We start from the raw sequence: 12,795 nt of genomic DNA, 5'->3' as shown, positions 1-12,795 counted from the left end.
GGCCAAGCGGGCCGGTGTGCCCCTGGTCTTCGTTGATCCCGCGTACACGTCGCAGACGTGCGCCGAGTGCGGCCACGTCGACAAACGCAACCGTATCGACCAGGGGCTATTCATCTGCCGAGGGTGCGGGGTCGTTGCCCACGCCGACCGGAATGCTTCCCACAACATCGCCACCCGTGGCGAGAGCGTGTGGAATGCGGGGCGTGAGTCACGCGTCCCTGCCACCCCATAACGGGGTGTCTGGACGGAGGAGTCCACCCCAGCAGCCAGCTGGGCACTACCTCCAAACCCGGCCCTTTAGAGCCGGGTCAAGTTGACACAGCGTTTCCGCCGGCGGGAACTCCGGGTCGCGGCTGTTCGGCTTCCAGTGCGTGCGGGCCGCGGCGGCCGGAGGCGGCGCGCACTCTGCAAGGATCTCCGGGACGGCGCCCGGTACTTCCTCCCCGACCGTCTTCAACACCGTCTGGCCGCCGTGGAGTTCGCAGCGCGGAACCGGGGACGTCGGGCCGTTGAGCACGGACAAGGACCGGCCGGTCGAACGGAGTCGAGAATGTCGAGAACGGGGCGCAGTTGTAGAGCTCCGGTGCCGGCCGCGGCGTATCCCCCGCGGGACGGAGACGAACCCCGGCATCCTTCTGCCGGGAACCCCGTGCGGGAGTTGGAGGATTCCTCGTCACGCGGGCATCGGCGGCGGATCGCCACACGTCCGCGCCGCTCGGTGAAAACACCTGGGAGCGGTCCAGGTGCCCGGCCGTACTCATGACTGCGTCCCGCCTGAGGAAGACCGGCTGACCCGTTCGGTGAAAGGAAGTTGTCGCGTGTTGCCTCTTGCCGGTGTGGCCTCTGTGCTCACGCCGCTGGTGATCGTCATGCCGTTGACCGTCGCCGCGTCCTTTCTCCTCCCGCGCCGTTACGGCGTCCGGAGTGAGGTCAGCAGGCAGAGCCTGGCCGCCAACGGCGGGGTGTGTGCGGTGCTCCTTCTCGGCACGCTCGTGCTGGGCGGCACCGGACATGTCGGCGGCAACGAGGTGTGGCCTCTCCACTTCGGGACGGCGGGAGCCGCGCTCGTCTTCGTGTGCACCGTGATCGTGGTCCGGGACAACGCCCGGCGTGATGCCCGGCGCGCGGCGGAGGCCGGCGAACTTCTGCGAGAGGCCGGACGCGTGGCGAACGAGCTGTACCCGTACCTCGCGGACGGCCCGGAAGGAGAGCGAGCCGGGCGCCGCGCCCAGGAGCAGCTCGGAGCGAGCGGGAGGGACGCGAGCCGGGGAGCGGGTACCGGCGCCATGCGGGCACTGCACGGTGCCATGGCGGGTCTGCGCGACGAGCTGGACCCGTCTCGGGGGGTGCCACCTGAGGGCGAACTGCGGGCCCTGCACGGCCTGATCGAGCAGTCCCGGCCGGACACGCGTGCGGGCTTCCTCGCCGGCCGCTCGCCGGCCGGGACTGCGTAGGACGCGTGGCAACTCGCGCTGCGACCGGGTCAGTCCGTGAGATCGACCCTGATTGTCAGCAGGTGCGTGCCGAGCGCCCGCACCGCCGCGCTGTTGAAACGCGACAGCGTGCGCAGCCGTGCACGGGAGTCGTCACGCGGGATCAGATGAGCTGTGCCGCTGTGCCAGCGTCCCTTGATGCGGACACGGACACGCGGGTCCGCCTTGATGTTCCGCACGTACTGGGACTTCTCGCCGTACTCCGAAACGAACCAGAACTCCCGGCCGACGCGGCGCCCGCCGACGGGCGTCCGACGGGGGAGCCCGGAATTCCGCCCGGTGGTCTCCAGGAGAACCTGCGTCGGCAGACGGACCGTCAGCGGGTTCACGATCCTTCGCTGGAACGACGTGACGATCCGGTGCTTGATCTCGCTGTGGCGTGGCATGTGTCGCTCCCGTCTGCCGTCGATGTTCCTGGCCTCGTATTCGGGCCGTCAGGGATGGCTGCGTGATCCTGCGGTCGGCGGCCGCGGGCACATCAGCGGCCCGCGGCCCCCTCTCGGCAGGCATCTCACGTGCGTTGACACTGAGCCGCGAGGGCTTGGTCAGGCTGTGCCGCCGGTCTTCGAGGACTTCAGGCCGGTCTGGTGGGCCAGCGCGATGACGGCCTGGTCGAACATCTCGTCCGGCGCCTGGACCACTCGCTGGAAATGGCCGAACACCTCGAAGCTGATGAGTCCGAAGAGCTGCGCCCAGGCGGTGACGACCCAGGGCAGTACGTGGTCCGGGACGGCGGGGTCGGATTCCTGCGTGAGCTCAAGGACGTGGGAGTTCAGCACCGTGGCGGGAGGCGCCCCCTGGGCGGGTGTTCTCAGGGAGTCGGCGGCCTGGGCGGACTCGGCCAGCGACAGCAGCACCAGTGCCACCCGGGAGGCCGGCTTCACGGTCTCCTGGGGCGCGCGGTAGTCGGGGACAGGCGCACCGTAGATCAGTGTGTACTCGTGCGGGTGGGCGAGGGCCCAGCGTCGGACGGCCCGGCACACGGCCAGCCACCTCTGCATGAGATCGGTGCTGCCGCTGTCCTTCAACGCCGTCTCCGCGGCCTCGCCCACCGCTTCGAACGCGTCGATGATGAGCGCCGTGAGCAGATCGTCCCTGCTGGGAAAGTAGCGGTAGAGGGCGGAGGGAACCATGCCCAACTCACGTGCGACCGCGCGCAGCGAGAGCCTGGCGGCTCCGTCGGCGGCGAGCTGCTCTCGTGCCTGGGCCTTGATGGCGCAGGTGATCTCGGCCCGGGCCCGTTCTCTTGCTCCCTTGATGGCTTCCATGTGATCAGTCTTCCACAGTGCAGTGAACACTGTTCCAGTAGGAGAGCAGTACCCTTGTTTCAGAGCAGTGTTCACGGCACACTGGGCTGTGACCACATCGAGAATCTGACTCGCTTTCAGGCCGGGTGCCCGCAGCGTCGCGGGACACACCGCACCTCGTACCGCCTTGCGCAGGCCCTGACCCGCTTGCCGCGCGGTGATCCGCTCTCGGGGGTAGAGCACCCCGGGCACGGGCAGTCCCGCAGATGCCGACCCCGGACCGTCTTGGTCCGGCAGCGGCCTCCGGGTCCCGGAGGCCGGGGGAGAAAGGAGGACTGTGATGATCTCAGCCGGGTCGCCCGGTGGGCGATCACGCCAACCGCTGCGGTCCGTGCGGGCTTTACCGCAACCGCTCCGGCGCTGCGTCCCAGGAGCCCCCGCCGTGCTGCAAAGACGTCCACCGAAGCGCAACTCGCCGGGTGTATTCCCGGCCCGACCTGGTCGGAAGCAGACACAGAGCCGACCGCGCCGCGAAATCGGAAGATTCTCTTCGATTCCCGGGGCAGTGGCAGACCGGCCCGTACCGTCTGACCAACGGACATGAAACGGAACGCCCTCGCAATCTGTTTCTGACCCCTCAAGTGCAGGCATCAACTCCTGCAGCACCCAATGGGCGGCGTCGGGTTCAGCCGTGCGCGTGTGTGCCAGAATGTGGAAGGGTGCGTCTACTCGATGCAGAAATCATCTGTCGATCACGCAGATCGTTCGGTCGTCGACAGGACCCTCAAGATCTTCGGGTGTTTCAATGTCAGGAACACCGCTCTCACCGTAAGTGAAATCAGCCGTATGTCGGGGCTGCCGGTAGCGACTGCCTACCGCCTCGTTTCAAAGCTGGTGTCGTGGGGGGCGCTGGAGCGGGCAGCGGGCAACAAATACAGCATCGGACTGCGCCTGTGGGAAGTGGCCTCGCTCGCTCCGAGGCTCTCGATGTTCCGTACAGCCGCCCTGCCGCACATGCTTGAACTGCAAAAAGAAACCAATTCATCGGTCTTCCTCTCGCCACGGGAGGAAGGCGAGGGAATCTGGCTGGAGAGTCTCTGGGGTGACGGAGTTCCCTACGACGGCTCGTGCATCGTAGGGAACCGGTTCCCGCTGTACGCGTCGGCGTCCGGGCAAGTCCTGCTGGCCCACGCCGACCCGGAGATCCAGGGTGAGCTCTACTCGCGCGGCGCACGGGCCGTGACGGGGAGGGCCGTCACCGGCTCGCTTCCTCTCCGCAAACTCGTCGACGAAGTGAAACGACGAGGGTACGCCGTGGATGACAGCGAGCCGTGCGACGACCTGTCGGGAGTCGCAGCTCCCGTTCACGGCGGTGGTGGAACCGACGTCGCCTGTGTCGCTCTGTGCGGTCCGTCGGCGGACGGGGCGCCGCATCAGGGTGTGAAGCCGCTGCTGGCAACCACCAGGCGTATATCCCGAGACCTCGCGAAGCTGCAAGGAGTGAGGTTCCCTTCGCGGCGTCGGACCCCGGACGGCAGGAGAAGTTGAGAGCCCTCGTCAAGGACAACGACGAGGTGCCGGACCGGAGCGTCCTCGCCGAGAGGCCCTTCGCCGGCGACCTTGATGTCGAGCCGCTCGCAGTGACGGAGATCCGGCCGCCGAGGAGTCGTTCGGCGTGAGCATCCCGAAGGAGACAGTCAAGTGCGCGGCCATCGGCGACAGCGCCGCCGCCAACCGTCGACCCGTCTGTCGGCCACATCGCATCGGATGCGATCCGCAGCCGCTTTTCCCTTATCGATACGCGAAGTTGGAGTCATCCCGTGAACTCGATCAACCGTACGGTGGTCATCACCGGTCTTGGAGCGACCACTCCGCTGGGCGGCGACACCGCGTCCACGTGGGAGGCGCTGCTCGCCGGCCGCTCCGGCGTCCGGCTGCTGGACCATGAGTGGGCCGAGGACAGCCCTGTGCGCATCGCCGCCGAGGTCGCGGTGGAGCCCGCGGAACGCATACCTCGGCCTCAGGCACGCCGGCTCGACCGCAGCGCACAGCTCGCCCTGGTCGCGGCGCGCGAGGCGTGGGCCGACGCCGGGTTCACCGGCCCGGCGGGCGCCGGGTCTCCGGCTGATCCCGACCGGCTCGGCGTCGTCATCGGGTCCGCCGTCGGTGGCATGGCCTCGGTGCTTGAGCAGTACGAGGTCCTCAGGGAACAGGGCGCCCGCCAGGTGTCCCCCCACACCATGCCGATGCTGCTGCCGAACACGCCGTCGGCCGACGTCGGTCTGGACGTCAACGCCCGTGCCGGCGTGCACAGTACGGCCAGTGCCTGCGCCTCCGGTGCCGAAGCCGTCGGCTACGGCATAGACATGATCCGCACCGGCCGCGCCGACCTTGTCGTCGCGGGTGGGTCGGACGCGGCGGTCTGCTCCCTCAACATGGCCTCGTTCAGCAACATGACGGCCGTATCCAAGCGCAACGACGATCCGCCGGCGGCGTCCCGCCCGTACGACACCGACCGCGACGGCTTCGTCATGGCCGAGGGCGCGGGCGTCGTCGTACTGGAGTCCGCCGAACACGCCGAGCGGCGCGGGGCACGCGTCTACGCGGAGGCGGTGGGCCAAGGTCTGTCCGCCGACAGTCACCACATCGCCCAGCCCGAGCCGACGGGCCGTGGAATCGCCGCCGCCCTGCAGCACCTGCTGGACTCCAACGACCTCAAGCCCACTGAGATCATGCACGTCAACACGCACGCCACCGCGACGCCTCTGGGTGACGTCGCCGAGGTCAAGGCGATGCGGGATGTTTTCGGGGTCGACGCCGACCACTTCGCCGTGTCTGCCACGAAGTCCATGACCGGACACATGCTGGGCGGCGCCGGTGGCGTCGAAACCGTGGCCGCGGCCCTCGCCCTGTACCACCGCACCGCACCGCCCACGATCAACGTGGACAATCTCGACCCCGACGTCCACGCCGACATCGTCCGCGGCGAGCCCCGCCCCTTGCCCGTCGGACGAATCGCCGCACTGAACAACTCCTTCGGGTTCGGCGGCCACAACGTGGTGGTGGGACTGCGCACCGTCTGAGCACGGCCCGGCCGCCCGGCCGCGCTGCGCCCGGGGCGGGCCGGCGCCGGGTCACTTCGCCGAGCAGGAGCAGGTGCAGGTGCAGGTGCAGGAGCAGGAGCAGGAGCAGGCCAAGGGCCCGGCTGCGCACGGCCGGCAGGATCAGCGCACACCGGCCCGGTCAGGGACAGTGATCGAACGTCCACAAGGCCCCCTGGTTCCGGGAATTGGCGCATCCCCCGACTCTGCCGGAGACATCTGGCCGTCCTGCGGCGCGGCCTGCTGCGGAGCGTCGCGTTCAGCATCCGCGAGACCGCATCCGAACGCATCAAGCGCGGCTCTCGCCGGATCCGGCGCTGTGCCGGCCTCGTGGACGAGGGCCTCGCCCGGACCGGACTCGCGCGCCATGAGAACCGGCCATCCACACGCAACCGCCCCGGGGCCGGCCGAGGCAGCGGCCGGTCCTGCTTGCTGCAGCACCGGATACGAGCGGTCCGGGCTCTTCCCCCGTGACTCCGCGAGTTAATCCCCAGTGAATTCAAAGCCCGCTTTTCACTGGCTGAGAAAGCGGGTTGTCCGGCCGGCGGTCCTCCGGCCACGCTCTGGATGTAGTTGTCAGAAGGCGGAACCCACAAATTGCGACCACAGCTCGGAAGGGGAGAGCCGTGTTCGCCACCGGGGCGACAGCAAAAGCGATTCCGAACGTTCGCCCCTTTGTACCGAGCCACTCTGCAGAATCGACGTCGATAGAGGTACCGGACATGGATCAGCTGGCGGTCGTCGGCATGTCTTGCAGGTTTCCCGGAGCGTCCAACCCCAGTGACTTCTGGAAGATCCTGGTGAACGCCGAACCGCAGTTCGGAACAGTGCCTGAAAGCCGGTGGGACCATTCTGTATGGTATCGGCCGGGCGAGTTCCGGAAGCCGCACAGTGCTTACACGGACCAAGTAGCCTTCCTCGAGGACGTCGACCAATTCGCGCCTGCACACTACGGAATTCCACCGCGCCGGGCGCGCACCATGGACCCTCAGGCGAAGCTCTTCACGGACCTTACCCGGGAAGCGTTGCAGGACTCGGGCTGGGAGCGGGAGGGCTTCGACCGGGCCGCGACCGGAGTCTTCGCCGGCGTTGCGTCCATGGACCACCGCGACATCAGCTTCTCGCGCGTCACCGCCGGTCTCCTCGCAGACGGGTCCATGCACCAGGGCGTCAGCGACTCGGAGCTGCTCGCCGAACTGGAGGAGGCCGGCGACTCCTCGGTGATGCCGTTCAGCTCGTTCACCATTCCCGGAGCCCTGGCAATCATGGTCCCCGCCACGGTCAGCGAGATCCTGGATCTCGGCGGGCCCTCCCTTTCCGTCGATGCCGCCTGCTCCTCGGCGCTCGTGGCTCTGGACACCGCCGTCCGGTCGCTGCGCTCAGGAGCCTGCTCGATCGCCGTCGTCGGTGGCGTCTACCTCGGTCTGAGCCCGGCCGGGATGGTCGGCTTCTCCCGGGCCGGCGCGCTGTCCCGGAACGGAGTGTGCCGGCCCTTCGACGAGCGCGCCGACGGCTTCGTCCTGGGGGAGGGCGGCGCGACGCTGGTGCTGCGCCCCCTGGAGGACGCCCTGGCGGCGGGTGACCGTGTCTACGCCGTCATCTCAGGTGTGGGCATGGCCAACGACGGCCGCGGAGGCGGTCCGATGACCCCGCAGACGCAGGGCCAGCTCGCCTCGCTCCGGGCGGCGTACCGGGACGCCGGGGTCGTTCCCGGAGACATCGATCTGCTGGAGGCCCACGGCACCGGTACCCCGGTCGGCGACCGGACCGAGGTGGAGGCGCTGCAGATGCTGCGTGCCGGGGAGGAACAGGTCCGGCCGTGCTACGTGTCCTCCTCCAAGGCACTCATCGGCCACACGCTCTCGGGTGCCGGTGCCGCCGGCCTGGTGAAGGCGGCGCTCGCCGTCCACCACGGTGTCGTACCCCCGCAGCCCGCGGAGACGCGCGTCAGCAGCGAACTGGAGCTGGAGGCGGCGGAGTTGCGTATGACCACGGAGCAGCTGCCGTGGCCGCACCGGGAGGTGCGCCGGGCGGGAGTCAGCTCGTTCGGCTTCGGCGGTACGAACGTGCACGCCGTCCTGGAGAGCGCGCCACCCGGTCGCACTCGCGGACCGGCTCCCGCAGACGGTCGGTCGGTACGGCAGTCCACCGAGGAAACCGGGGACCAGCCCTGGCTCTTCCTGCTGTCCGCCGGGTCGGTTCGGCAACTGGCCCGCCACGCTGAGGAGATCCACCGGTACGTCCTGGACAACGCCGATGTCGCACCCGCCGCCGTCGCCCGCACTCTCGCCTCCCGTACGCTGCTCACCGCCCGCCTGGCCGTCGTGGCCGCCTCTCGCGAGGAACTCCTGAACCGCCTCGAACTGGCCGCCCGGCACCTGGCGGAGGGACGGGTCGGAGTGCCGGCCGACGGGGTACACGCGGCGGCCGAGCCCCTGCCGCCCCAGGACCGCAAGATCGCCTTCGCCTTTCCCGGTCAGGGCACGCAGACCCCCGGCATGCTTGCCGAACTTGTGCGCCGCTTCCCCTCGATGGCCGAAACCGCCGCCGAACTGACCGAAGCGGCTGCCGAAGTGTCCGGGGAACTCGCCCAGGAACTCCCGGACTTGCTGTGGGGCCGGGACCAAGACGACGAAGAGGCACAAGCAGCGTTGACGGTGACCGACCGGTGCCAGCCGGCCCTCGGTCTCTCCGGTCTGAGCATCGTGGAGATGCTGGCCGCCTTCGGAGTGCGGCCCGATGTCTCCGTCGGGCACAGCGTCGGCGAATTCCCGGCCGCAGCGGCGGCCGGCGTGTTCGACCCGACGGACGCGGTTCCCTTCATGGCCCGGCGGGGCTCGGCCCTCGCCGAGACGGTCGCACCCGGCGCGGGCGCCATGCTCGCCGTGCAGGCGCCGGTCGCAGAGGCGGAACAACTCGCCGCGGCAGTGGAGGGTGTGTGGCCCGCTTGCTACAACCACGAGGGCCAACTCGTCGTCAGTGGAAGCAGCGAGGCAGTCGACGCCCTGCGTGAGCACTGCACTCGGCACGACGTCACCTCCGCGCGGCTGGAGGTCTCTCACGCCTTCCACTCGCCCATGGTGGCCGCGGCGGACGAGGCGATGGACCGGCTCGTCGCCGAGCTTCCCCTGACCACCCCCACGCAGACCTTCGTCTCCAGCGTCAGCGGCCGCCCGTGCACGGAACCACAGGAGGTCAAGCACCTGTGGGCGCGCCACCACGTCGACCCCGTGCGCTTCGTCGATGCCGTCCGCTCGGTTGCCGAGGGCGGTGCGCGATTCCTCGTCCAGCTCTACGGCGGCGACAACTTGCTGCAGATGGCCCGCCGCAGCGAAGCCGGTGCCGGACTGGACCTGCTGGCCGTGACCAACGGCCGGGCCAACGGCGGACGGGCCTTCCTCACCGTCCTCGCCCGGCTCGCGGTCGCGGGGGTTCCCGTCGAGCCGTCGGCCCTCTTTCCCGCCGGCGCCGAGCTGCTGCCGCTGCCTCCGTCGCCGCTGGAGACGGAGGTCTACAGCGTCCTCACCGGTACGGGCCGCAAGCCCAAGCCCGCACGCCCGTCCGTACCACCCACCACGGCAGCGCCTTCTCCGGCAACGGGCCTCAGCCAGGACGCGGCTTCCGGCCCCGGAACCGCCCTTCCTTCCCCCGTCCCCACGCATCAGTTTGGAGAGCCGAACATGAGCGGTCTCGTCGAGTTCCTGCACGCGCAAGTCGCGCTGCTGCAGTCCGTCGACCCTGCTGCCCGGGAGCTCCCCGCCCCGGGCCCCCGTCCCACCGCCGAAGTGCCCGCGCAGCAGCGGGCCGAGGCGGCGGCGCAGGACTCCGGCGCCGACCGGCTCCCGGCTGCGGGCGCCACACCGGCACCGGGCGCGGCGGACACCGCCCAGGAAGTGGAAGCCGTCGTGCTGTCCTCCATTGCGAACGTCAGCGCGTACTCCGAGGACTTCCTGCGTGCCGGGCACGCCTTCACCACGGATCTCGGCTTCGACTCCCTCATGCTCGGCGAACTCGCGGTCCGGCTGCGCAAGCAGTGGCCCGGGCTCGAGGTCAGCGTCGCCGAGATCATCGAGAGCGCCGACGTCGGCTCACTGGTCGGCATCGTCCAGAAGCGGCTCGGGGCGGAGCGGCCGACGGCACTTCCGGTGCAGGGCACGGTGACGCCACCCGCGTCCAGCGCGCAGGCCGGCGCCGGTGAGCCGGAACGTACCGCCTCCGACCGCCGGGAGAACGCCGACGTCCGCCTGTTCCCGGAGGTCGTGGCATCCCAGGAGCGTGCGCGCACCATCGCTTCGGCCAGCACGCACAACCCGTACTTCTTGCAGCACGAGGGCAACATCCGCGACACCACCCGGGTCGGAGACCGCGAGTTGATCTCCTTCTCCAGCTACAACTACCTGGGCCTGTCCGGGCACCCGCAGGTGGCGAAGGCCGTCCATGAGGCCGTTGAGCGTTACGGGTCCTCGGTGTCCGCCGCCCGGATCCTGTCCGGCAACCGGCCCGTGCACGACGAGCTCGACCGGGGACTGGCCGAACTCATCGGAGCCCAGGACGCGGTGAGCCTTGTCAGCGGTCACGCCACCAACGTCACCGTCATCGGCCACTTGACGGGCCCCGAGGATCTCATCCTCCACGACTCCCTGGCCCACGACAGCATCCTTCAGGGCTGCCGGCAGTCGGGGGCTGCGCGCCAGCCGTTCCCGCACAACGACCTCGCTGCCCTGGACCGGATCCTCAGCGAGGTGCGCCACCGGTACCGCCGCGTCCTGATCGTCGTTGAGGGGGTCTACAGCATGGACGGCGACACGGCCGACCTGCCCGCTCTGATCACCGTCAAGGAGAAGCACGGTGCCCTGCTGATGATCGACGAAGCGCACAGCATCGGCGTCATGGGCAAGACCGGCGGTGGCATGGCGGAGTTCTCCGGGGTCAACCCCGAAGACGTGGACGTCTGGATGGGGACGCTCTCCAAGTCGTTGGCCAGTTGCGGCGGTTACGTCGCCGGCCGGCGCGAACTCATCGAGCACTTCCGGTACACGCTCCCCGGATTCGTCTTCAGCGCGGGGCTGCCCCCGGCCTCCACCGCCGCGGCGGTGGAGGCGCTGCGGCTGATGCGCGAGGAACCCGAGCGCATCGCCAGGCTGCACGACAACGCCGAGGCGTTCCTGAGGCTCGCGGGCGAGGCGGGGGTGGACGTCGGCACCAGTGAGAACACCCCGATCGTGCCCGCCATCACCGGTGACTCCCTCAAGGCGCTGCAACTCGCCGACCGTCTCTACGACCGGGGTGTCAGTGCCAACCCGATCCTGCACCCGGCGGTGGAGGAGCGCCTCACACGACTGCGGTTCTTCATCACTTCCGAGCACACCGAGAAGCAGATCGTCACGACAGTCGAGGTCCTCGCCGAGGAACTCGCCAAGCTGTCCTGACCCCCGCGCGGGACCTGGACGGAGTGAAGGGACTCGGTTCCTCCGCTCCGTCCGGGTTCCCCGGTCCGTGTCCGCCGTGCCGGGGCGGTGCATGCCCTCGGCCGGCGAGGTCCCGACCCGTCCGCCTGAGACACCGATGCGGAGGCGAGCCCATGACCGCCCCCACCCCTCGCACCCTTCCCTCACGCAGCAGCCGGCCGGCGACAACCGAGCACATGCCCGCGCTGCCGACCACGCACGAGATGTTCCTGGACGTCATCACGGCACCGATGGAGGTCTCCGCACAGCTGAACTCCGACGTCGCCGTTTCGCGAGCGGGATGGCCACTGGGGGTCGAACTCCTGGATCCGCAAGAGGCCGGTTCGTGAGTCGACGTCCCGTTTCCGGGTGAGGCCGGCCCGGCCCGTGGAACGGTCAGGTCGCGGGGCCCCTTGCCCTCGTTCCTCCTGCTCCTCCTGTTCCTCTCGTGCTTGTTCGCACGGTCGCGGTCCATGCCGCGCCGGCGTTCGGCCCGCGATCGCCGAGCGCGATCAAGGCACAGGTCCGGCCCTGCTCGAACAGCGACTGGGCGATCGTGGTGAGACCTTCTTCTTCCGCGTCCGGGTCGTCGTCCCAACCGCCGATCGCGAGGTCATCGGGGATGCGGAGTCCTCGGCGGCGTGCGATTCCGAGGACGGCGAAGGCAAGCTGGTCGCTCATCGCGATGACCGCGTCGGTGTCGCAGGAGTCGAACAGCACCTCGGCCATGGCCGTGGCGTCGGGGCGGTCGTTGCGGGCCACGACCGCGACAGGCAGACACCGCGGATCCAAGCCCGCTTCCTCGCAGTGGTCGTAGATGCCGAGGAGCCGGTCCCGCGTGACGGGGAAGTCGACGCTTTCGGGGTCCGGCCCGCTCTCCAGCCGCGGCCTGCGGTCCCGTCCGAAGGGGAAGCTGAGCACAGTCGGACGGCGGGCTCCGGGGAAGGTGCGCGCCGCGAGCTCGCGGGCGGAGGCCCGGTTGTCGATGCTGACCACCTGCGCACCCGGGACCGCGGGGCCTCCGTGCACGGCGACCGGCTTGTCGAGCCCGCTCAGTACGCCGAGCACGGGGTCTGAGTCGACCGTCGTCCAGACGATGTAGCCGTCGACCGAGGCCGATCTCACCCGGTCGACGTCCTTGTCCTCACCCGTGGTGGGAATGAGGTTCAGTCCGCTGCCGCGCTCCCGGCAGACTTCGGCGACGCCGGCCAGGAAGCGGCGGGCCTGCGGGTCCTCGAAGGCGTAGGCGAGGTGCTCGCCGAGCACGACACCGATCGCGGCGTTGTGGCGGCGGCGCAGTGACCGCGCTGTCGGGTCCGGCCCGCGGTAGCCCAGCTCGGCGGCGACTTCCCTGACCCGGCGCAAGGTGTCCGCGGCGACCCGGTCCGGCTGGTTGTAGCAGTACGAAACCGTCATCGGTGAGACACCGCAGCGGCGCGCCACCTCGGCCATGGTGACGCGCGACGACCCGGGGCTGGACATGAGCCAAGCCTATCTGTGTATCGTT

The 12,795-nt window shown here is 69.6% G+C and carries 10 protein-coding genes; 7 read left to right on the top strand and 3 right to left on the bottom strand.

Annotated features, from left to right (window positions below; translation table 11 throughout):
* Positions 1–232 (top strand): zinc ribbon domain-containing protein (locus H180DRAFT_RS26035; RefSeq protein ID WP_139151447.1); only part of this gene is annotated, 232 nt, incomplete at its 5' end.
* A gap of 586 nt (positions 233–818) precedes the next feature.
* Positions 819–1,454 (top strand): hypothetical protein, encoded by a 636-nt coding sequence (locus H180DRAFT_RS26030; RefSeq protein ID WP_139151446.1) that lies wholly within the window; start codon positions 819–821, stop codon positions 1,452–1,454.
* Between the two features lie 29 nt (positions 1,455–1,483).
* Here the strand turns inward: H180DRAFT_RS26030 and H180DRAFT_RS26025 are convergent, their stop codons facing one another.
* Both H180DRAFT_RS26025 and H180DRAFT_RS26020 read right to left on the bottom strand, forming a co-directional pair.
* Positions 1,484–1,879, bottom strand: coding sequence for a nitroreductase/quinone reductase family protein (locus tag H180DRAFT_RS26025; protein ID WP_055488586.1), 396 nt, complete (start codon positions 1,877–1,879; stop codon positions 1,484–1,486).
* A 159-nt stretch (positions 1,880–2,038) separates the two neighbouring features.
* Positions 2,039–2,761: a TetR/AcrR family transcriptional regulator gene (locus H180DRAFT_RS26020; protein WP_055488585.1), complete on the bottom strand. Its 723-nt coding sequence runs from the start codon at positions 2,759–2,761 to the stop codon at positions 2,039–2,041.
* Positions 2,762–3,472: 711 nt separating this feature from the next.
* On the opposite strand from H180DRAFT_RS26020, the gene H180DRAFT_RS26015 reads away from it, so the two are divergent.
* The 5 genes from H180DRAFT_RS26015 to H180DRAFT_RS29380 all read left to right on the top strand — a co-directional run bounded on the left by H180DRAFT_RS26015 (position 3,473) and on the right by H180DRAFT_RS29380 (position 11,638).
* On the top strand, positions 3,473–4,288 hold the full coding sequence (locus H180DRAFT_RS26015; RefSeq protein WP_074467003.1) for an IclR family transcriptional regulator: 816 nt from the start codon (positions 3,473–3,475) through the stop codon (positions 4,286–4,288).
* On the top strand, positions 4,285–4,419 hold the full coding sequence (locus tag H180DRAFT_RS30850; RefSeq protein ID WP_302622459.1) for a hypothetical protein: 135 nt from the start codon (positions 4,285–4,287) through the stop codon (positions 4,417–4,419). The genes H180DRAFT_RS26015 and H180DRAFT_RS30850 overlap by 4 nt, the downstream gene beginning before the upstream one ends.
* Positions 4,420–4,560: 141 nt before the next feature.
* Positions 4,561–5,823 (top strand): beta-ketoacyl-[acyl-carrier-protein] synthase family protein, encoded by a 1,263-nt coding sequence (locus tag H180DRAFT_RS26010; protein ID WP_055488583.1) that lies wholly within the window; start codon positions 4,561–4,563, stop codon positions 5,821–5,823.
* A 740-nt stretch (positions 5,824–6,563) separates the two neighbouring features.
* Positions 6,564–11,270, top strand: coding sequence for a type I polyketide synthase (locus H180DRAFT_RS26005; RefSeq protein ID WP_074467002.1), 4,707 nt, complete (start codon positions 6,564–6,566; stop codon positions 11,268–11,270).
* A 152-nt stretch (positions 11,271–11,422) separates the two neighbouring features.
* The gene (locus H180DRAFT_RS29380) at positions 11,423–11,638 is read left to right on the top strand and encodes a hypothetical protein (protein ID WP_055488582.1); all 216 of its coding nucleotides are present in this window, start codon (positions 11,423–11,425) and stop codon (positions 11,636–11,638) included.
* Positions 11,639–11,684: 46 nt separating this feature from the next.
* On the opposite strand, the gene H180DRAFT_RS25995 is transcribed toward H180DRAFT_RS29380, so the two are convergent.
* Positions 11,685–12,770 (bottom strand): LacI family DNA-binding transcriptional regulator, encoded by a 1,086-nt coding sequence (locus H180DRAFT_RS25995; protein ID WP_199822517.1) that lies wholly within the window; start codon positions 12,768–12,770, stop codon positions 11,685–11,687.
* Between the last annotated feature and the right edge of the window lie 25 nt (positions 12,771–12,795).

The sequence above is a fragment of the Streptomyces sp. WMMB 322 genome, assembly GCF_900090145.1.
In the GTDB taxonomy this organism is placed as follows: Bacteria; Actinomycetota; Actinomycetes; order Streptomycetales; family Streptomycetaceae; genus Streptomyces.
This window is presented reverse-complemented; position numbering and strand designations above follow the sequence as displayed.